Origin of the sequence: Bacillus pumilus (assembly GCF_038738535.1) — a bacterium.
GTDB lineage: Bacteria > Bacillota > Bacilli > Bacillales > Bacillaceae > Bacillus.
The window spans coordinates 2,279,000-2,298,545 of record NZ_CP046128.1; the positions used below are offsets into that span (position 1 = coordinate 2,279,000).

Below are 19,546 nucleotides of genomic sequence, written 5' to 3' on the forward strand. Positions count from 1 at the left end.
TATCACTATTCAACCGCATGCCTCTTTATGAAAATGAGCAGAATATGTGCACAAAAAAAGAGAATGGCCTCTGCCATTCCCTTTGTCATCCTACTTATTCAGCACTAACTAAAATTTTCACTTGATCTTTTTCATTGATTAATGCATGGAAACCATCCTCGATCACATCGTCCAGCTTGATTTTTTTCGTGACGAGCGTATCTGCAGAGAAATAGCCTTTTCTCATTAAGTTTAATACAGATGGGAATACGTCTCTGTAGCCGATAATTCCTTTGACTGTACGTTCTTTAATGACAATGTCATTTGGCAGAATTTCTGCGCCTTTTTCCCAAATGCTCACAATGACTGTTTCACCTGAAATTCTTGTTGATTGGATGGCTTGCTTCAATACAACAGGTACACCTGTCACTTCAAAAGAAACATCGACGCCACCGTTTGTACGGCTTGCGATTTCTTGAACAACATCTTCATATTGAGAAGGATCAACAATGATCGCTCCAAGCTCTTTAGCTTTTTCTTGGCGTTCTTTAGATAATTCTACTGCGTAAATATCAGTAGCACCAGCTGCTTTTAATGCTTCAATGACAAGTAAGCCAATTGGTCCGCAGCCAAACACAGCCGCTGTATCCCCAGCTTGTACTTTACTAGAACGAACCGCATATAAAGCAACTGCAGAAGGCTCTACAAGCGCACCTTGCTCATATGAGATTTCGTCTGGTAATAAATGAAGTAATTCTTCATCGACAGATACATATTCAGAGAATCCACCGCCGCCTCCGGCAAGTCCTAAAAAGCCCATGTTTTCATCTAAGTTGTAAGCACCTTGGTGTCCGTGAGTCGCAAAAATAGGCTCAACAACCACTCGGTCGCCTACTTTGTAATTGCTCACGCCTTCTCCTACTTCAACAACCTCACCAGAGAACTCGTGTCCCAGCGTAACGGGTGCTTTTTCTTTTGTAAGTGGATGAGGTTCATTCACTGGAATGAAAATCGGTCCTCCTAAATATTCATGTAAATCACTACCACAAATGCCGCACCATTTTACTTTTAGTTTCACTTTTCCTGGAGCAACTGTTGGTTCGTCAATTTCCTCTAGTCGAATGTCCTTTTGATCGTGCCAGCGTAGTGCTTTCATGTGTAAGACTCCTTTTCTCATCAATTTGATTAACTTACTTAAATAATCATAACATAATTTTTTTAATTTTCTAAGTAGGATGCACTATTTTTTTGACATTCAATGGACGAAAGATGACAAAACATAGCAATAAACAGACAAGAAGCATACATACACACCCGATGACAACGGAGGTTCGGATTGATAAAACATGTGCAAGTCCACCAGAGACCCCTGTCATCATCATCGTCAGAATGGCTTCAACCAAAGCATAAAAACTGGCTACCCTCCCCATGACCTCTACCGGGATATTCGTTTGATAGAAAGTCATAAAACCTGTGTTCGCAAATGCTAAAAAGAATGCTAGTATAAAAAAACCAACAGCGGCTACAAACAATGTGCTGGAAAAAGCATAAATGAGATAGCCACATGCAACAAACAAACTGCCAATCCCAAGCATGATCGAAACAGGCAGCCTCTCCACAATCACCGAATTGAGACCTGCGCCTGTGATGATGCCTGCCCCAGCTATACTGACAAGAAGACCATATTCTGTATCAGTCAGCAGCAGCACTTCTTTTGCAAAGGCTGTTTCAAGAGAGTCAATGGCAGTAGGAAGCACCGTGATGGCGGCACTAAACAATAAATACACCGTCATAATCTGGCGTGATGTCAAACTAAACCGAAGAACAAGCTTCGCATCCTCTTTTAACATTGAAAGGGAAAAGCCATTTTGGCCAGCATCTTGTTTTAGCAAATTCGGTAAACACATCGTTAACAGAGCAGATATCAACAAACAGATCGCATTTATATAAATTGAAAAAACAGGTGTACCGATTAAAAAAAGCAGACCTGCTGCTGCGGGTCCAAGTAAAAATCCACCCGATTGTAATAATGAGCGAATGGCATTAAACCGTTTTCGATTATCCGCCGGGATCAATCCTGTCATATATACCATCGAAGCTGGATGAAACATCGCTTGTGCCATTTGAATGAGAAACACCATCACATACAGGATCAGCAGATGTCCTGAAAATAACGCAAAGGGTACACATGCGATCAGGATAGCCCGGGTGATATCTAAGCTGATCATCACATTCCGCTGATTCAGCCTGTCAACCAAACTGCCAGACCAGCTGTTTGTCAAAAAAGCTGCAGCCGGTCTCAGCATATAGACGGCTGTTACAGCCAGCACAGAGCCCGTTTCTTGAAAAATGAGCAGATGGAGAGCAATCATATAAATCCATTCTCCTATGTTCGCAATTCCGATGGCTCCAAGCAGCAAACTCATATCCCGCCAATGTTTTTTCATAGCTGTTCCCCCTATTTGTCATAAAAAAATCCCGCCCCCAAGACATTTCTGTCTTGAGGACGGGATTTACTCCGCGTTGCCACCTCAGTTTATTCATCTGTTGCCAGATGAACCTTAGCAGGTCATCATGAACCCATCTCTGTAACGGGAGAATTTCGCTGCACCACCATCCGAAGGAATCCGGTGCAGAGCTAAGAGGCTTGGTTCCATCATGCTTCCCAGCTCCTTCTCAGCTTAACGGAGTTCTCTGTGCGGGACAGCTATGATGTACTCTTCTCTATTTGCGCTGTGTCTTTATTTCATCACGATCTTCAGCTGAATTGTTACATATTGTACTGCGCCTCGATCAAAGCGTCAATGTTTTTTTCAAGTTAATCAGCATAGATCATCTTTCTGGTCATGCCACCATCAACGACTAAATCTGTACCCGTCACAAATTGATTGTCTTCATCTGTTAAATAAAAGCAAGCCTTCACAATATCCTTTGGCGCCCCGACTCGATTGGAAAGATGCTGCTTGTGGTCGACCTCTCGAAGATTCTCCTCATCCTTCGTTTCAATCCATCCAGGGGAAATGCTATTCACCGTGATGTGATCCGGGCTAAAAGAAGCAGCCAAGGCATGAGTCAGTGCTGATATTCCGCCTTTTGATGCAGCATATGCTTCCGTATGAGGCTCTGACATTGTCGCGCGGGTGGATGAAATGTTCACAATAGAACCGCCTTTTGGATTCTCTTTTATATAACGTGCTGCTTCTCTTGCACATAGAAAAGTCCCTCTTAGGTTCGTATGTAACACACGATCCCACTCATCGACCGTTAATTCATAAGGCGATACTGTGCACATGACACCGGCATTATTGATGAGGATATCAATCGTTTTGCAGCGCTCCGCTGCAAACGACATTAAGCGCTGGATATTCTTCTCTTGTTTCATATCTGTTTTGATGAAATAAACTTCATAGGACTCTTTTCTCAGCTGCTCCTCCAAACGCTTCCCCTTCTCTTCATCTATATCCGCAAGCACCACACACGCCCCTTCTTTTGCATAGCCGCAGGCGATCGCTTTACCAATTCCATTGGCTGCGCCTGTGATGATAACGGTTTTTCCTTTAAAATTCAGCATATGATTGATTCCTTTCTAACTGGTATGAATGAAATACTTTTATCCTTTCCTGAAAAGAGCGATCCAGTCATCCACCTCTATTGATTCTATTTTTTCCTCTGTCATTTTTAATCTATAATATTGCTTTATTTTCTCGTTAGCATCTAACAAGTATTCTGTAACAATCTCTTCTTCCTTTAAAGTTTTCGTTGTGCGCTTGACCCATTCTTGAAAAGGATAACGTTTTTTTCGTTCCATTGATCTTACTTCTTTTATTCCCTCTTCTAAAAACAATTTCCTCCATTGTTCTGTAGATAGACAGGACACATGACTTGGGTCTCTCAATCGTTCTAGCTGATTGATAAATAGTGCAAGCTCTTCATCATTTGGCGAAACATTATCAATAAAGAAAAACAGACCATTTGACTTTAATACGCGAGACGCCTCTTTGGCGAACTGTTCAGGGTGCGGGAAATGGTGTGCTGCAATTCGGCATGTGACCATATCAAATGTTCCATCTAAAAAAGGAAGGCTTTCTGCATCCGCTACTACATAAAAAATTTGTGGATACGCTTTTAAATGAAGTGATGTATTAGAAAGCATCTCTTTCGTTAAATCTGTCGCAAACACTTGATTCACATATGGAGCCAGTGCTTTTGCGGTATGCCCGCCACCTGTTGCTATATCGAGTACGATCCAGCTTTTTTCTGGAGCTGCCCATTCAACAATTAGATCTAGGTCTGCTCCCTTTGCATGAGTTTGACTCGTCACATACTTTTCTGCATTTCTCCCAAATTGTTCTACAACTCTTCTTTTAGCCTGATCTGAATTCATCTGATTCCTCCCCTTTGAAATGGATTTGTATATTCTATGTGATTTTCCACAATAAAGAGCCGTCCCATTTTATTGAGCGGCCCCTTCCATGTTAAAAATTATCGAGAAAGCATTCCGTGCGGGTCAATGACAAATTTCTTCGCCACACCCGAATCAAAGTCGCTGTATCCTTGAGGAGCTTGATCAAGGTTAATGACGGTCGCATTCACCGCTTTGGCGATTTGTGCTCTTCCGCTTAAAATGGATTTCATTAGACTGCGGTGATATTGCATGACAGGGGTTTGACCTGTCACAAAGGTATGGGCTTTTGCCCAGCCAAGTCCAATTCGCACTTTCAGAGATCCAACTTTTGCATCGGCATCCACTGCACCTGGGTCTTCTGTGACGTAGAGCCCTGGGATTCCGAGCTTACCGCCAACTTTGGTAATATCCATAATTGTATTTAAAACGGTTGCAGGTGCTTCTCCTTGATCTCCATGACCTGACGCTTCAAAGCCGACACAATCGACGGCACAGTCAACTTCTGGCTCTCCTAAGATATTCGTGATTTGTTCACCGATTCGATCATGTTTTCTTAAATTGATCGTCTCACAGCCAAAGCTTCTGGCCTGCTCCAGCCTTTGTTCATTCAAATCACCGACAATTACAGCAGAGGCGCCAAGGAGCTGAGCGGAATGTGCTGCGGCAAGACCTACTGGCCCGGCACCAGCAATATATACAGTCGAACCAGGCTTTACTCCAGCCGTATAAGCACCGTGAAAACCTGTCGGGAAAATATCGGAAAGCATCGTCAGATCAAGTATTTTCTCCATCGCTTGATCTTTGTCTGGAAATTTGAGCAGCTGAAAATCTGCATATGGGACCATGACGTACTCGGATTGACCGCCAACCCATCCGCCCATATCGACGTATCCATAGGCAGAGCCTGGACGGTCCGGGTTTACATTTAAGCACACATGAGTTTTTTGTTCCTTGCACATGACGCAGCGTCCACAAGCAATATTAAATGGAACGGACACGAAGTCTCCTTTTTGAATAAACTCCACATCTCGTCCAACCTCAACGACTTCACCTGTAATTTCATGACCAAGGACTAGTCCTGCAGGCGCAGTGGTACGCCCTCTCACCATGTGCTGGTCACTTCCGCAAATATTCGTCGTCACTACTTTTAAAATGACGCCATGCTCACATTTGCGCCCCACATTGGCTTTCGGTACACCCGGGCCATCTCTTAAAATCAAATCAGGGTATCCAATATCCTCAACTGCTACATTTCCTGCTCCTTTATAAACGACACCTTTGTTTCCCGACATGTTTTCATTCCTCCCTTTTTGTTTAAAAATGAAGTCTCTACAATTTTCTCTATTTATGAAGCAATTCCCTGCTTCAAATGGCACAATAGATAAAAAAAGCGAAAAATGTCTATCAGGGAGAGAAAAATGTATCTTCCAGTCAAATAAAAAAGAAAATATTGAAAAAAAAGCTAAACTTTTGAAGAACGGTGTCGATATAAGAAATAAGCCAGACAGGTATCCTTAATCGACAAACAAATTCCTTATATATACTATCATTCCTTACACACCTGGCTGGCGCCTACATAACATTGAAAAGACTCTTCTGATGAAGAGTCTTTTTTAACTTTGCGTCCCATCAATCACGGGTACAATTGTAAGCAAAGAGGCTCCTCTGACGAAGAGCCTCTTTTTGAATGCTTGTTCATTACCTGGGAAATATTTTCATCATTTTAACGCTTTGATACAGATGTATGTATCATAGTGATAAACCGAAACTTCTCTAAAGTGATACGCTGAAAATAGGCGGCTGATCTCTTGTTCACTATACGATGAAAAAGATTGTGACCGTTTTTGTTCCTTCATCAGTTCCTGCTGTTGGAAAGATAAGAATACTTCTCCATCCACTTGAAGGACGCGGTACACTTCCTTCATGACCTGTTCAATATCCTTCAAGTAATAGATGGTCTGTACCGTAAATAATTTATTGAATGATCTGTCTTCAAAAGGTAAATGCTCAGCTTTACCAAGAGTCACGACGGCTTTATCCTGTTCTACAAGCTTCTTATGTTTTCTTTTTGCATATTTGATCATATGACGAGAGGCATCCACTCCATATACTTTACCGCGATCAAGTTTTTCTGCTACCTTCGATAATGTCATGCCTCTTCCAGTTCCGATTTCTAAAATTCGGTCGTTTTCTTGTATATTTAAGAGTTGAATCGTCCATTCATTGATATTATGATGATTTTTTTCCATATAGCGGGCAACCCATTTTGAGAACAAGCCTTTTGGTTCCCTCATTTGTTTTCCAATCCAGCTTTGAATCAATGTTAACACCTGCTTTGCACCAGTAAATAAAACTATTTACGAATTTTCTTACTTTTCATATCGGCTCTCGCCTAACAAAGTTTAAGACCTAGTCCTAATTAGTTGTCATTGATTAGACGGCACCTTTTCAGAAAATGTTTCGCAGAACTTTAAAAAATTTTGATCTGAATAGGCGTTTTCATTAATTGTGCTCAGATTGATTTCGTTTTCTGCATGAGCTGCATATTTTATGAATGTATCTTGATTAGATAAAGGTGGTGCTAGATTATGGGCTTTGGTGGCGGTTATTCTGGAGACTGCGGTGGTTACGGTGGCGGTTTTGCAGGCGGATTCGCATTGCTTGTTGTACTGTTCATTTTGTTGATCATCATCGGTGCAAGCTGGATTTACTAATGTAAAAGGAGCAGGAAACAATACGTTTCCTGCTCCTTTTCTTTAATACCAATAAGTTGGATAATTGTAATTGTACATATAGCGTCTAAGCATTTCTTGTTGCTCTCTTTGCATCCGGTATGGATTGCCGTATCCGTGCTTTAAGGAATGCGGAATGGACGTATACCCGTGCCCCACTGACGGAAACCTCATATATGGTGACATCGACATTCATTGATCACCTCACAATCTCCTTTTACGGATATCATATGTGCAGGTGATCAATGTGGAGCGTGTCTAAACCTGGTCCTTCTCCCTAGTATAACAATCAAGCATTGCAAGCATCATAAACATGTCAATCTCCTCCTTTTCCAATTTTTCTTTTCCTGTTTTAGTTCATATACTTTAGTTGTTTCTGCTTCATTTCTTCATAAAATGTTTCGACTTGTTGTTCATAAAGAACGGTCTCAATGTCTTTGTATTTACGCTGAATCGTCAATGTAATAAAGAATAAATGGATTGTCATATACGCTCACCTCCCTTCAGTTCGCAGCATGCGAAATAGCCCGCAGATCTTCTTTATCAGTTGACCTGCGGGCACACAAAAATGCAGATCAAAAGACAATGTCTTCCAACCCGCAATGGATGATGCGTGAAATCCTCGTTTACTTAAACAGTTTTGAAGCGTGCACCGTATAAGGTAAAGGAAGGACACGAGCTCTTCCACAGGCTGATGACATGATGAAATTGTTGGTTGAATTGATCACAAGTAGATACGAATAACATATTCTTCAGCCTCCTTTACGTTTTTAATTACTTTGTAAGTATATCCAGCAAGCACCATTTTGTAAACCTGTTTTTAGTAATATAGATGATTTTTGTGTTTTTGACTAAATTTCTACAGTTATTCTTGTCCGTTTGTCCAATACAATCAAAAAAGCCCCCTCACGTATATGAGGAGACTTTTCGAATTAATCTTCATCTAGTTCTTGCAGTTTCTTTTGAAAAAAGATCGCGCGTCTGACACAAAGAAAAGCTGCTAATAAGAAAACACAATCAATTCCCATCATCAGCATTTTTGGAGATGCTTCGATGTGCTGGTTCGGTATGATCGTACCAATATATAAAAAGGTGCTGACAGCAAGCAAAATAAAAGCGTACTGCTTGTAATCTGTCACTAAACCACTCCACTTTTTCTTCACTTGAATCACCTTCCTGTTTAACATGTCTATTGATAGCTTAACATAGTAAAAGAAAGGTAGTGGCATGTAAATCTATCCATTCACTAGTGCGTTTAGTCCTTGCTTCATATCATTCAGTAAATCATCCACATCTTCAATCCCAACGGATATACGAATTAAACCATCAGTGATGCCAAGCTCCTCCCGGCGATCTTTCGGAATGGACGCATGAGTCATTCGAGCAGGAACAGAGATTAAGCTTTCAACCGCTCCAAGGCTTTCTGCGATTGTAAACAGCTTAAGCTGGCTTAAAAACACATCGACATGTTCTTCTTTTCCAATATCAAAAGAGATCATTCCGCCGAAGCCGGATGCTTGCGTTTTCGCAAGTTCATGTCCAGGGTGAGCACCAAGACCTGGGTAATAAACACGTGTGACCGCTGGATGTTGTTCTAGAAACTCAGCGATTTTCTGCGCATTTTGTTGATGTGCTTCCATTCTTAGTCCAAGCGTTTTGATCCCTCTCATGAGAAGCCATGAATCCTGCGGTCCAAGAATTCCACCTGTAGAATTTTGAACAAAATGAAGTTCTTCTCCAAGCTCTTTCGTCGCTGTTACAACAAGCCCGCCTACGACATCACTGTGGCCGCCTAAATATTTAGTGGCACTATGGAGGACAATGTCCGCCCCATATTCAATCGGTTTTTGGAAATAAGGTGTAAAAAATGTATTATCAACAATCATTAAGATGTTGGCTTCTTTTGTCAATTGGCCGATCGCTTTGAGATCAGTCATTTTCAGTAAAGGATTGGTTGGTGATTCAATGTAAACCGCTTTTGTTTCGGGTAAAATTGCTTTTTTCACCGCTTCAGGATCACTTGTGTCCACGAAGGTCGCATGAATGCCAATACGGTTTAGTACCTTTGTAATGACGCGGTAAGTTCCGCCGTACACGTCATCTGTCAGGACAATATGATCTCCGCTGTTAAACAGCATCATGACTGCCGTAATGGCAGCCATCCCTGAACCGAATGCGTAGCCGTTTGCTCCCCCTTCAAGATCACGAATGACGGTTTCAAGTGCCGTTCTTGTTGGATTCGCTGTTCTAGAATATTCATATCCTGTATGTTCGCCTGCTTTCGGCTGCTTATATGTGCTCACTTGATATATAGGCACAGACACAGCTCCCGTTTTTTCATCACCAGTTGTTCCGCTGTGTATCATCATTGTTTTTGGTTTCATTCTATTTTCCTCCCTCATAAATTCCTTTACTTAAATAGCGTTCACTGCTGTCAGGAAAAATGGTGACAATGACTGTCCCAGGTGCTGCCTTCTTTGCTTCCTCTAAAGCGGCATATAATGCGGCACCTGAAGAGCTTCCAATGAGAACGCCTTCTTTTTCAGCAGCTTCTTTCACCATTTGGAAAGCATCATCATCACTGACCGTATAAATCTCATCGAATAAAGCAGATTCCATATAATCTGGGATAAATTCAAGGCCGATTCCTTCCGTTCTATGCGGGCCCGGATCTCCTCCATTTAAAATCGATCCTTCAGGTTCGACAACAATTGTTTTTAACGCCGGATGCTGCTCTTTTAAATAGGCAGCACACCCTTGAAAAGTTCCTCCAGATCCCGCTCCTGCTACGAATACATCAATGTTTCCTTGTAGGTCGGACCATAACTCTGGGCCAAGCGTTTTATAGTAAGTCAATGGATTTACTTGGTTTTTAAATTGTAAAACGCAATAGGCATTGTCAAGGCTTGCCTCTAGTTCAAGGGCTCGATCAATCGCACCTTTCATGCCCTCTTTTCTTGGTGTATGAATAATCTCTGCACCGAGCGCCTTCATTAGCTGTTGTTTTTCTTGACTAAAATGTTCTGGTACGCAAAAAATGGTCCGCAATTGATGCTTTCTTGCACTGAGGGCAAGCCCAATTCCTGTGTTTCCAGCAGTTGCTTCAATGATGGTTCCGCCTGGACGCAATTTGCCAGATGCCAATGCTTCTCTTATGAGCATATCACCTAAACGATCTTTAATACTTCCACCCGGATTCATCATTTCAAGCTTTGCATACACCTCTACACCATCTGGGATGCCAATCCCTGACAGCTTTAAAAGCGGTGTGCGGCCAATTAATTCTGTAATATCCTTTATGACAGCCATATGATTTCCCTTCCTTTGTATGGAAAAGAAGGGGGAACCCCTTCTTTTATTGAGTTTGCTTTATCATACGCAAGACAAGGTCGGTTGAGTGAATCGCTGCTTGCTCAAGAAATTGATCAAAGGAGACATTGGATTCTTTCCCTGCAATATCAGATAACGCTCGAACGACAACAAATGGCGTTCCAAAGAGCTGGCAAACTTGTGCAACAGCTGCGGCTTCCATTTCCACCGCATATAGTTCTGGAAACTTCTCTCTCACAAACGCTACACGATCCGGATCATTCATAAACGAATCTCCTGTTGCAATTGTTCCTTTTGCCACTTGAATATGATCGATCTCTAAAGCCGATTCCTCTGCCAGCTTCACAAGCTTTTCGTCTGCAGCGAAAGCAGCTGGCAACCCTGGTACTTGTCCGTATTCGTAATCAAAGATTGTCACATCCACATCATGATGTCGAACATCAGTAGAAATGACAATATCCCCTACATTTAATGTGTGATGGAAACCGCCAGCAGATCCTGTATTGATCACATAATCCGGCTGAAAGCGGTCAAGCAGAAGTGTTGTGCTGACCGCTGCATTTACTTTTCCAATCCCTGATTTTAATAAAATCACTTCTTTATCTTCATAAACACCTGTTGTGAATTCACACCCAGCGATGTTTTCTTGTGTAGCATTCTTTAGTTGATCTCTTAATATTGTCACTTCTTCTTCCATTGCACCTATGACTGCGATTTTCAAATCAAAAACATCCTTTCATTCCCTTTTCTTCGCTTCTACGATCCAAACAAAATCATTCATTTGATGAAAGGACGTGCTAAAACCTTCTTCTTCAAAGATTTGTTTTAGCACATCAATGGATGGATAATATTCCGTTTCTAAATCCTCAGCAAGCTGATCGAATCCTGCGGCTTTCGCTTTGTCGATTTCCGCTTGATGTGCAGCTTGATTTTGAAACATTGTATCAGCAAAGACTATTTTACCATCTGAGTGAAGGATGTTGCTATAGGTGTGAATGGCTTGTTTTTTTTCTTCGTCCGTTAAATGGTGGAAAGCATATGAACTGACAATCGTATCCGGCTCAAATGGCAGTGCTGGAAATGATAAAAAATCCCCATCATGAAACACATCGGGTACTCCCTTTTGAAGAGCCGCTTTCTTCATGGCGTCTGATGGTTCAACACCAAACACGTTCTTATCAGCTGCAAGCAGTGCCACTGTTAGATTCCCCGTGCCGCTTCCAAACTCAAGGACATATTGACCTGAACGTTCTACAATCTCTTTTAAAATGGCCGGATACCGGCGAAACACTTCTTCATACTGCTCGTCATGACCACTTACCGTGTCGTCATAAGACTCAGCCCAATGATCAAATAAAGAAAGAAACTCACGTCCCATTTTCTTTCCCTCCACTTTATCTATTTATTCCTATGCGTATAGTATGCTTTAATTCGTCGAACAGTTCTTATCCTACCACATCTTCTGTTTCTTTCCTACTAAAAAATACTGGGAGGGGTAGAAAAATATTTGCCCTTTTAGAGGAGAGAGATTAAGATGAATGGAGAGTATGGAGGGGTGAATCAAATGGATTTTCAGTTGGATTTTCTAAAGGATAAAATTGAATTCTTTGAAGCATCGTCTTTAAAAGAACTTGAACAAAAGATCCAAAAACAAATTGAACATAATCAGGCAATCTTGCTGACTGTTCATTCTGTCAGTCATCAAACGACTGTGATTGATGACCGGATTTTGTATACAGCGGTTGTTCATTTTAAGGCGAATATCTAAATAAAAAAGATAGCATATCTGCTATCTTTTTTTCATGTTTATTTTAATTTTTCAACCTTTACAGGTTTCCAGCCTTTTTCATCTACCCATGTGATTTCCACGCGGTAGCGTTCACCTGATGATTTGTCACGGATGGTTCCCTTTGCATCTTGAGGACCTCCGTTATTTCCTAACCAAAGAACCGTCATTTGATCTTCTGAAATCCCCGACGCATAGGACATGGCTTTGATCATTTCTTTCCAGTCTTTTGAGTTAGAATCATAGGTTGCTGTATGTGAACCGGATTGCTCTGTTCCTACAGGCTCCCAGTCATCGCTTTCATATGTTTTGTCTACGTCACTCGTTTTGCCGCCGTCTGTTTCTTTGGCGTCTTTTAACGCATCTTTATTAGGCTCTTCTTCATCATCTGTCTTCTTCGTATCGTCGTCTTGATCAGATGAGTCCTCTTTTTTTGCATCTGAATCATCGGATGTGTCTTTCTTTTGATCTTTCACATCTTCTTCTGAGTTTTGTTTATTTTCACTTGTTGCAGGCGCCGTTTTTGATGGTTCTTTCGCTACATCTGTATCTTTCGGTTTATTAAAAATTAACAAACTCGATGCGACAACCAAAATAAGCACCACAACGATACCAATTAATATGTTAAGCACCATATTCGCCTTTCTGCGCTTATCACGATGTTCAAATCGAGAATTTCTACTCAAAATCTCTGCACTCCTTTGCCTCGTTCCCTAAGTCGTTACTATTCTAACATGACATGAAGGGATGTTCTATGTCTGTTTCTTTTCAATTTCATTGACCTTTTTTACAATATCATAAAACGCATCATTTGTCTTAGCCCGGCCACTTGCCTCATCAAGGTGAACAACGACAAGAGCATATTTTGGTTTTTCCACCGGAAAGTACCCAGCAAACCACTTATGATAAAGCGGATTCCCCTTTTTATCTTTACTGCCGGTTTGGGCAGTGCCTGATTTCCCCGCTACATCAAATGGAAGATCTTGAAACCTTCTTCCTGTTCCTTTGTCAGACGTCACCACCTGCCTTAAGTACTTTTGCAGCTTTTGAGCTGTATAGCGGTCAATACTGTCTCCTTCCGGTCGTTTGTTTTGAAAGGTTAGCATCGTTGTTCCGTTTTGATACAGCACTTTTTCAGCGATTTTCACTTCTTTTCGTTCTCCGCCTCTCGCAATCGATGCCATCATATTGGCGATTTGCAAAGGAGTCGTTTTGACATTTTTTTGTCCTATTGCGGTTTGGGCAATGGCTTTTTTGACATGCTTGTCTCTTTTATCTCCCCACACACTGCCGGTTTCTTCACGATCAAACTGTTTGAAATGCTGCTTATGATAGACATCCCCTTCCCAGCCAGCTCGATCAATGAGTCCAAGCTTTGCAGCCGTCTTTTCGATGATTTGATCATCTGTTTGGATAAGCTTGCCAGCAAGTGTCGCAAAGGTATAATTACAGCTCTGCGAAAAGCTCTCAGACAGATTCAGCACTTCCTGCGTTCCTTCTGGCTCTCCATATAAATTCTTTCGACAGTCATACATCGTTTGTGGCTGGTCGAGGTTTTTTTCGATTGCTGCGGCAAGTACAGCGGTTTTAAAGACAGAGCCTGGTGCCATGGCAGTCAGCATATAATTTCTTGCCTCATGCCGGTTTTTGCTTGTGACATTTGGCGTACTCGCCATCGCCAGCACGCTGCTGCTTTCAATGTCGAGCAGAACGGCCCCGCCTTTTTCGACGCCTTGTTCTTTCAGAACTTTCTCCATTTCAGCTTGCATGTTTTCATCAATTGTTGTTTGAACCTGAAGAGGATAAAATGAATGAGCCTCTGCTGTATATTTGACGTCCATTCCAAACAAAGGGTTTCCCCTTCCGTCCACATGATATAACAATTTTGTGTCTTGCTCGGGTAATAGAAATTCGTCAAAGGTACTTTCCAGCCCAAAAGTACCGATTTCTGTACGGATGGAAAGCTCTTTTTTGTCAGGATAACGCTTTCTGAGCAATTCTGGATTTTCACTCGTGAAGCCTAATGTGTGAAGGGCAAGTCTTTTTTTGTCCTTCTCTTTCATATATACGCCGTAAACACCTGAATATTTCATATCATTGATGTCTTTCAGCTTTTTTTTCGTGATGTCATCTTTGAGAATCAGAGGTTTTTTGGTTTCTGTCAGCTGTTTTTTGAGTTCATCTTCTTCCATCTCGAGAATAGAGGCGGTTTGTTTTAAATGAGGAAGATCATATTGCAGAAAAGGAAATAAGATAACCGCGGGCTGTTCTTTTGTGAGAAGCGCTTCGCCGTTTCGATCTAAAAATTCACCGCGGCCATCTGAAATGACCACTTCTTCTGTACGCTGTTTGACACTTTCTTGTATTAAATTGATATCAAGCTTTGAAAAAGATTCTGTGAAAAACAGTTGAATTTCTGCCAGTCTCATGAGAAGACCGAGCAGCAGCATAAAAATAATAGCACCTGTCCATTGAATTCTACGTTTTTTGCGCATAAAAACACCTCGTCCCTATTGTGGACGAGGTGTTTATCGTATAAACGTGATTATGAAATTTTTACAATTTGGACGAACATTTCTCCGCCAGGTGTTTGAACGGTTACTTTGTCGTCTACTTGTTTGCCTAACAGACTTTTTGCGATTGGTGAATCGTTTGAAATTTTTCCTTCGAACGGATCAGCTTCTGCACTTCCAACGATTGTGTAAGACTCTTCTTCTCCGTCTGGTAATTCAACGAATGTGACTGTTTTACCAAGTGAGACAATATTTGAGTTTCCTTCATCTTCGATAATTTTGGCATTGCGAATCATATTATCAAGCGTTGTGATACGGCCTTCTACAAACGCTTGCTCTTCTTTAGCAGAATCATATTCCGAGTTCTCAGAGAGGTCTCCAAAGCTTCTAGCAATTTTAATACGCTCTACAACCTCTTTACGTTTAACCGTTTTCAAATATTCAAGCTCTTCTTCTAATTTACGTTTTCCTTCTTCTGTCATTGGAAATACTTTCTCTTGTGCCATGAATCATTCACTCCTTCTATTAATCCTCATCATACAAACTTTCTGCACGTGAGTGACGACTGAAATATACAAGAATGAGGACTTCTTCAGGCCCTCATTCCTTCTGTCCCATATTTGTAAAAGTCCATCTTACATGGCGTCCCTTTTAGATGCAACTATTATGCCTTTTTTCAGACAGAACCACTCTCAGTGGTCTAAAGATGATCTATCTTCATCGCACAAACTGTGGAAAGGCACAGGAAGCTCCTGTACCTCGTTCGCCATTTCGATCATATGTAGAAGAATAGCTTATCCATTCTCCATCTTCCAATACATAATATGGTCAGTGTACGATATGTCTATGCTATATTATTACAAAATTGCTTTTTGATCAAGAATTGTTTGAAAATTTGTGATGATTTGTTTGTCGTTTTTTTAATATACTATTACAAAATCGAAACAACTTCAATATCAGCTTGAAAACGGCATTTTTCTACATCTATTTCACATCATTGTTTTCCTATCATACCAAATCTTTCATTCAAGGTGTTCCTTCTAAAAATATTTAAGCAGCTTCTACTTATAGAAACAAGTGAAATATTGGTATTTATTCTCTTTATCATGATGTTGAAAAGACCTTTACAATGTAAAGGTCTTTTTCTTCTCCACCATTTACTCTGCTCGGTTTTGAAGAATCGTTTGAATTTTTGTCACCATTAAGTCAATCGCGACATGGTTTTGGCCGCCTTCTGGGATGATGATATCGGCGTATCGCTTTGTCGGTTCAATGAATTGATTATGCATTGGTCTGACAACAGATACATACTGTTCAATCACAGAATCGATTGAACGGCCTCTTTCTTTTGTATCGCGTAAAATGCGGCGAATGATGCGAAGGTCTGCATCTGTATCGACATACAGTTTAATATCTATTAAGTCTCTTAGACGTTCATCTTCTAGTGCAAAGATGCCTTCAACGATGATGACATCCTTTGGTTCAACATGGACAGTCTCTTCTGAACGTGTGTTTAGCTTGAAATCATATATTGGTTTTTCAATGGATTCGTACCTTAGGAGCTGTTCCAAATGCTCAAACATCAGGTCATTGTCGAATGCAAGCGGATGATCATAATTCGTAAGCAAGCGCTCTTCAAATGGCATATGACTTTGATTTTTGTAATATAAATCTTGCTGAAGCATGAGGATGGAATGTCCTTTAAATTTTTCATAGATCGAATTGGTGACGCTCGTTTTACCTGAACCCGAGCCGCCAGCAATTCCAATGACAACTGGTTTACTCCTCATGTGCCTGTTATTTCCCCTTTCTCATCATGTTGCTAGGGTATACTTTTTGATCGAGCTTGAATTTTACGATTTGCAGCGGATGACGAGCGGCATCTAGTTCATTTCCTTTTTCATCCCAAATCGTCTCAATTTTGCATGTGAAATTCTCAATTTCTGGTCCGAAAAATTCGACTTCATCGCCAGCTTTAAAGAAGTTGCGCTGCTGCAATGTGACGATTTGTTCTTTTTCATCATAATGAAGAACGAGACCTGCGAAATCAAATGTCGTTTTCTTTCCATGAATGCCAAACATTTGTTCATCCGTTCCTGGTACACCTTCGAAAAAGGCTGGCGCTGTGTCACGGTTTGCGCATTTATCTAGTTCATCTAACCATTCCTGCTGAATGACAAAATTGTCCGGGTCAGCACAATAGGCGTCAATGACTTTGCGATATACACTCACGACAGTTGCCACATAATGAATTGATTTCATTCGCCCTTCGATTTTCAAGCTGTCAATTCCCATTTCGATCATTTGAGGAATGGATTCGACAAGCTTTAAGTCTTTTGGACTCATCGCAAATGGTGCGTCTTCCTCTCCAAACAATGGCGCTTCCTCAGAACCTTCTAGTTTATAAAGATCATAATCCCAGCGGCAGGACTGGCAGCAGCCTCCGCGGTTAGAATCTCTTGCCGTCATGTGGTTACTGAGCACGCAGCGGCCAGAGTAAGCAATACACATTGCACCGTGAATGAACGTTTCAATTTCAATATCGACCTTTTCTTTCATTTCTCTAATTTCCAGCGCACTTGTCTCGCGAGCAAGCACCACACGCTCAAGACCTTCTTCCTTCCAAAACTGAACAGCTTTCCAATTCGAAAGAGATTGCTGTGTGCTTAAATGGACTTCAAGCTTCGGTGCGACACGTTTACACGTTTCAATGATCAGCGGGTCAGCCACAATAATGCCCGCTACTCCAGCGCCTTCAATCCCTTGAAGGTATTCCTCAAGTCCGTCCATGTTTTCGTTGTGGGCAAAGATATTCGTTGTCACATAAATTCGTGCACCGTATTTGTTTGCAAATGCGACGCCTTCAGCCATTTCTTCAATTGAAAAGTTATCGGCATTTGAGCGAAGTCCAAATTCTTTCCCGCCAATAAAGACAGCGTCTGCTCCGTAATGTACAGCAATTTTCAGCTTTTCCAAGTTTCCTGCTGGTGCAAGCAGTTCTGGTTTTTTTGTAATGACACGTTTCCCGTCAATCATTTCAGAAATACCATCTTTCAATAGTGCCATTTCCTCTGCCTCCTCTTATATTAATAAACCGTTTCTTTAAAGAAGAACCCTGTATCAATTGAACGATTCACTGGCTGAATCTCTTCAATCCGCTTCACCCAGTCCTCTTTCTGATCTTCATAGGCGTCTTTGTCAGCCACTAATAAATCAATTGCTTTTCTATATAGTGACGTCACCTCTGTCATATAAGAAAGTGACTTTAAAATTCCGTCAATTTTAAAAGAGTCAATGCCTGCGTCAACAAATTCTTCTAATTCGTCAATCATACACACATCATTAGGACTCATAATATGTGTGCCGTTTGCATCCTCGAAAATAGGATATTTGTTTTGACGTTCCTGGTCATGAAGGAATAGTCCTTCCTCCATATTTCTGCCTTCAACGTCCATTTGTTTGCCTTGGTATTCAAAGTAGTTGCCAATGAGCGTACGTTTCGATTGAAACATACATGTCATGCCATGAACTTGAATTTCGATTTCTATCTCAGCATTTTCTTTAATGTCGATTACACTGTCCATGTTCAGCTCTTTGGCAAGAACAGCACGCGTTGCGCCTTTTCTGCCCCAGTAGTTACAAGTGTAATAGTTTGTCCCAGTCGTTTCTGTACTCCAGTGGAGATTCAGGCTCACCCCAGTTTCCTTTGCGGCCATGATCACTGCTGGGTCTCCAAAGACGACGCCATCTACGTTTAATGCATCGAGAAAGGTTAAATAATCTCCAAGCAGCTGCACACGGTCATTATGAAAAATCGCGTTCATCGCCACATACACTTTTTTGTGATGCGCATGTGCCAGCTCAACCGTCTGTTTCACATCTTCTCTTGAAAACTCGCCTGCAAGACGAATACCGTATGTTTGTTCGCCTATTAAGAATGCATCAGCTCCCGCCTCAATTAATGGCAGTACATCTGACACCTTGCTTGGCGTCACAAGCAATTCTGGTTTTTTCATGATTGGTCACCTCTTTTAGTACTAATGGCGATCCCGTCTCCAACTGGAATAATACACGTTTGGAAATCGGGGTTTGACATAAGCCATTGATTGTATCGATCAATTTTTCCAATTAATTGTTTTTTTCTTTTATCTTCTATTTCTTCTTCATAGTTCGTTGCCACTAAGCCTTTGAATAATACGTTGTCTGTAATAATCATTCCGTCATGAGCAAGCATCGGTTCAAACAGCTCAAAAAAACGTTTGTACTGCCCTTTTGCGGCATCAATAAAGATCACATCATAGGGCGCCATCGTTTGGACTGTTTTAGCCGATTCCATGGCATCACCAAAGAACACGTGTATTCTTTCTTTTAACTTTAATTCCTCAATGTTCCGTGTCGCCTCTTCATAGCGTTTTGCATTTCGCTCAATCGTATAAATCTCAGCATCTGGCAGAGCTGTCGCCATTCGAATGGCGGAGTAGCCAATCGCTGTCCCAACCTCAAGAATTTTCTTCGGCTTTTTCATCGACAGCAACTGCAGTAAAAGTTCGATGCTCACCTTTTCCATAATTGGCACATGGTGCTCTTTTGCGTATACCTCTAATTGAGCGATTGCATCAGGACTTGGGTGAATTAAATGTTCAATATAATCATTGATTTGATCATCTTCGATAGTCATTATTTGTCTAGCTCCTTCATGACCTGAAAAAGAAGAGTCCTGCCTATTGCAGCTCTCTTTCTCGTCAATCTTTCGTTCATCTAAGTAAAAACAACCCGATATATTTTACCACAAAGAAGTGGT

21 protein-coding genes and 1 pseudogene are annotated in these 19,546 nt (G+C 41.2%); 2 read left to right on the forward strand and 20 right to left on the reverse strand.

The window, feature by feature from the left end:
• Nucleotides 1–94: 94 nt before the first annotated feature.
• The 6 genes from GKC25_RS11570 to GKC25_RS11595 form a co-directional block, all read right to left on the reverse strand.
• On the reverse strand, nucleotides 95–1,135 hold the full coding sequence (locus GKC25_RS11570; protein WP_034661461.1) for a 2,3-butanediol dehydrogenase: 1,041 nt from the start codon (nucleotides 1,133–1,135) through the stop codon (nucleotides 95–97).
• Between the two features lie 70 nt (nucleotides 1,136–1,205).
• Nucleotides 1,206–2,426, reverse strand: coding sequence for an MFS transporter (locus GKC25_RS11575; protein ID WP_095285491.1), 1,221 nt, complete (start codon nucleotides 2,424–2,426; stop codon nucleotides 1,206–1,208).
• A gap of 371 nt (nucleotides 2,427–2,797) precedes the next feature.
• Entirely contained in the window at nucleotides 2,798–3,547 is a 750-nt protein-coding gene (locus GKC25_RS11580) for an SDR family oxidoreductase (RefSeq protein WP_187704578.1), read from the reverse strand.
• A 42-nt stretch (nucleotides 3,548–3,589) separates the two neighbouring features.
• Entirely contained in the window at nucleotides 3,590–4,363 is a 774-nt protein-coding gene (locus GKC25_RS11585) for a class I SAM-dependent methyltransferase (protein ID WP_034661467.1), read from the reverse strand.
• Between the two features lie 98 nt (nucleotides 4,364–4,461).
• Nucleotides 4,462–5,676, reverse strand: coding sequence for a formaldehyde dehydrogenase, glutathione-independent (gene fdhA / locus GKC25_RS11590; protein WP_095285493.1), 1,215 nt, complete (start codon nucleotides 5,674–5,676; stop codon nucleotides 4,462–4,464).
• A gap of 426 nt (nucleotides 5,677–6,102) precedes the next feature.
• Nucleotides 6,103–6,705: a class I SAM-dependent methyltransferase gene (locus GKC25_RS11595; protein WP_065098495.1), complete on the reverse strand. Its 603-nt coding sequence runs from the start codon at nucleotides 6,703–6,705 to the stop codon at nucleotides 6,103–6,105.
• A 309-nt stretch (nucleotides 6,706–7,014) separates the two neighbouring features.
• Here GKC25_RS11595 and GKC25_RS11600 point away from each other — a divergent pair.
• Nucleotides 7,015–7,098: pseudogene (locus GKC25_RS11600) on the forward strand (YjcZ family sporulation protein); the annotation flags it as partial.
• Between the two features lie 42 nt (nucleotides 7,099–7,140).
• Here the strand turns inward: GKC25_RS11600 and GKC25_RS11605 are convergent.
• The 7 genes from GKC25_RS11605 to GKC25_RS11635 all read right to left on the reverse strand — a co-directional run bounded on the left by GKC25_RS11605 (nucleotide 7,141) and on the right by GKC25_RS11635 (nucleotide 11,824).
• The gene (locus tag GKC25_RS11605; protein ID WP_212040727.1) at nucleotides 7,141–7,302 is read right to left on the reverse strand and encodes a hypothetical protein; all 162 of its coding nucleotides are present in this window, start codon (nucleotides 7,300–7,302) and stop codon (nucleotides 7,141–7,143) included.
• 166 nt (nucleotides 7,303–7,468) lie between these two features.
• Entirely contained in the window at nucleotides 7,469–7,603 is a 135-nt protein-coding gene (locus tag GKC25_RS11610; RefSeq protein WP_008342648.1) for a YrzI family small protein, read from the reverse strand.
• Nucleotides 7,604–8,048: 445 nt separating this feature from the next.
• Nucleotides 8,049–8,279 (reverse strand): YrhC family protein, encoded by a 231-nt coding sequence (locus tag GKC25_RS11615; RefSeq protein ID WP_041815772.1) that lies wholly within the window; start codon nucleotides 8,277–8,279, stop codon nucleotides 8,049–8,051.
• A 72-nt stretch (nucleotides 8,280–8,351) separates the two neighbouring features.
• Nucleotides 8,352–9,500, reverse strand: coding sequence for a bifunctional cystathionine gamma-lyase/homocysteine desulfhydrase (locus GKC25_RS11620; RefSeq protein ID WP_034661473.1), 1,149 nt, complete (start codon nucleotides 9,498–9,500; stop codon nucleotides 8,352–8,354).
• Nucleotide 9,501: 1 nt separating this feature from the next.
• Complete coding sequence (locus GKC25_RS11625) at nucleotides 9,502–10,425, reverse strand: PLP-dependent cysteine synthase family protein (RefSeq protein WP_060596846.1); 924 nt, start codon at nucleotides 10,423–10,425, stop codon at nucleotides 9,502–9,504.
• Between the two features lie 46 nt (nucleotides 10,426–10,471).
• The gene (gene mtnN, locus GKC25_RS11630) at nucleotides 10,472–11,167 is read right to left on the reverse strand and encodes a 5'-methylthioadenosine/S-adenosylhomocysteine nucleosidase (RefSeq protein ID WP_034661478.1); all 696 of its coding nucleotides are present in this window, start codon (nucleotides 11,165–11,167) and stop codon (nucleotides 10,472–10,474) included.
• A 15-nt stretch (nucleotides 11,168–11,182) separates the two neighbouring features.
• Complete coding sequence (locus GKC25_RS11635) at nucleotides 11,183–11,824, reverse strand: class I SAM-dependent DNA methyltransferase (RefSeq protein ID WP_034661480.1); 642 nt, start codon at nucleotides 11,822–11,824, stop codon at nucleotides 11,183–11,185.
• A 186-nt stretch (nucleotides 11,825–12,010) separates the two neighbouring features.
• Between GKC25_RS11635 and GKC25_RS11640 the strand changes: the two genes are divergently transcribed.
• Complete coding sequence (locus GKC25_RS11640) at nucleotides 12,011–12,214, forward strand: YrzA family protein (RefSeq protein WP_034620637.1); 204 nt, start codon at nucleotides 12,011–12,013, stop codon at nucleotides 12,212–12,214.
• 38 nt (nucleotides 12,215–12,252) lie between these two features.
• Here the strand turns inward: GKC25_RS11640 and GKC25_RS11645 are convergent, their stop codons facing one another.
• From GKC25_RS11645 to GKC25_RS11675, 7 genes are all read right to left on the reverse strand, one after another.
• Nucleotides 12,253–12,918 (reverse strand): YrrS family protein, encoded by a 666-nt coding sequence (locus GKC25_RS11645; RefSeq protein WP_187703980.1) that lies wholly within the window; start codon nucleotides 12,916–12,918, stop codon nucleotides 12,253–12,255.
• Nucleotides 12,919–12,984: 66 nt separating this feature from the next.
• Nucleotides 12,985–14,727: a peptidoglycan D,D-transpeptidase FtsI family protein gene (locus GKC25_RS11650; protein WP_095285495.1), complete on the reverse strand. Its 1,743-nt coding sequence runs from the start codon at nucleotides 14,725–14,727 to the stop codon at nucleotides 12,985–12,987.
• Nucleotides 14,728–14,777: 50 nt separating this feature from the next.
• The gene (greA, locus tag GKC25_RS11655; RefSeq protein ID WP_007501433.1) at nucleotides 14,778–15,251 is read right to left on the reverse strand and encodes a transcription elongation factor GreA; all 474 of its coding nucleotides are present in this window, start codon (nucleotides 15,249–15,251) and stop codon (nucleotides 14,778–14,780) included.
• Between the two features lie 651 nt (nucleotides 15,252–15,902).
• Nucleotides 15,903–16,535, reverse strand: coding sequence for a uridine kinase (udk, locus tag GKC25_RS11660; RefSeq protein ID WP_342689797.1), 633 nt, complete (start codon nucleotides 16,533–16,535; stop codon nucleotides 15,903–15,905).
• 7 nt (nucleotides 16,536–16,542) lie between these two features.
• A complete protein-coding gene (locus GKC25_RS11665; protein WP_034661487.1) occupies nucleotides 16,543–17,811 on the reverse strand; it encodes a peptidase U32 family protein in 1,269 nt (422 codons plus the stop codon).
• Nucleotides 17,812–17,831: 20 nt separating this feature from the next.
• Nucleotides 17,832–18,761, reverse strand: a complete 930-nt coding sequence (locus GKC25_RS11670; RefSeq protein WP_342689798.1) for a peptidase U32 family protein — start codon at nucleotides 18,759–18,761, stop codon at nucleotides 17,832–17,834.
• On the reverse strand, nucleotides 18,758–19,423 hold the full coding sequence (locus tag GKC25_RS11675) for an O-methyltransferase (RefSeq protein ID WP_034661491.1): 666 nt from the start codon (nucleotides 19,421–19,423) through the stop codon (nucleotides 18,758–18,760). Before GKC25_RS11675 ends, GKC25_RS11670 begins: the two co-directional genes overlap by 4 nt.
• Nucleotides 19,424–19,546: the final 123 nt, after the last annotated feature.

Excerpts from the sequence above, each read along its gene's own strand:
- GKC25_RS11625 (WP_060596846.1), bottom strand. The coding sequence starts at position 10,425 with ATGGCTGTCATAAAGGATATTACAGAATTAATTGGCCGCACACCGCTT.
- GKC25_RS11605 (WP_212040727.1), bottom strand. The coding sequence starts at position 7,302 with ATGTCACCATATATGAGGTTTCCGTCAGTGGGGCACGGGTATACGTCC.
- GKC25_RS11635 (WP_034661480.1), bottom strand. The coding sequence starts at position 11,824 with ATGGGACGTGAGTTTCTTTCTTTATTTGATCATTGGGCTGAGTCTTAT.
- GKC25_RS11585 (WP_034661467.1), bottom strand. The coding sequence starts at position 4,363 with ATGAATTCAGATCAGGCTAAAAGAAGAGTTGTAGAACAATTTGGGAGA.
- GKC25_RS11575 (WP_095285491.1), bottom strand. The coding sequence starts at position 2,426 with ATGAAAAAACATTGGCGGGATATGAGTTTGCTGCTTGGAGCCATCGGA.
- GKC25_RS11620 (WP_034661473.1), bottom strand. The coding sequence starts at position 9,500 with ATGAAACCAAAAACAATGATGATACACAGCGGAACAACTGGTGATGAA.
- GKC25_RS11675 (WP_034661491.1), bottom strand. The coding sequence starts at position 19,423 with ATGACTATCGAAGATGATCAAATCAATGATTATATTGAACATTTAATT.
- udk (WP_342689797.1), bottom strand. The coding sequence starts at position 16,535 with ATGAGGAGTAAACCAGTTGTCATTGGAATTGCTGGCGGCTCGGGTTCA.
- GKC25_RS11665 (WP_034661487.1), bottom strand. The coding sequence starts at position 17,811 with ATGGCACTATTGAAAGATGGTATTTCTGAAATGATTGACGGGAAACGT.
- GKC25_RS11650 (WP_095285495.1), bottom strand. The coding sequence starts at position 14,727 with ATGCGCAAAAAACGTAGAATTCAATGGACAGGTGCTATTATTTTTATG.
- GKC25_RS11640 (WP_034620637.1), top strand. The coding sequence starts at position 12,011 with ATGGATTTTCAGTTGGATTTTCTAAAGGATAAAATTGAATTCTTTGAA.
- GKC25_RS11610 (WP_008342648.1), bottom strand. The coding sequence starts at position 7,603 with ATGACAATCCATTTATTCTTTATTACATTGACGATTCAGCGTAAATAC.
- greA (WP_007501433.1), bottom strand. The coding sequence starts at position 15,251 with ATGGCACAAGAGAAAGTATTTCCAATGACAGAAGAAGGAAAACGTAAA.
- fdhA (WP_095285493.1), bottom strand. The coding sequence starts at position 5,676 with ATGTCGGGAAACAAAGGTGTCGTTTATAAAGGAGCAGGAAATGTAGCA.
- GKC25_RS11670 (WP_342689798.1), bottom strand. The coding sequence starts at position 18,761 with ATGAAAAAACCAGAATTGCTTGTGACGCCAAGCAAGGTGTCAGATGTA.
- GKC25_RS11570 (WP_034661461.1), bottom strand. The coding sequence starts at position 1,135 with ATGAAAGCACTACGCTGGCACGATCAAAAGGACATTCGACTAGAGGAA.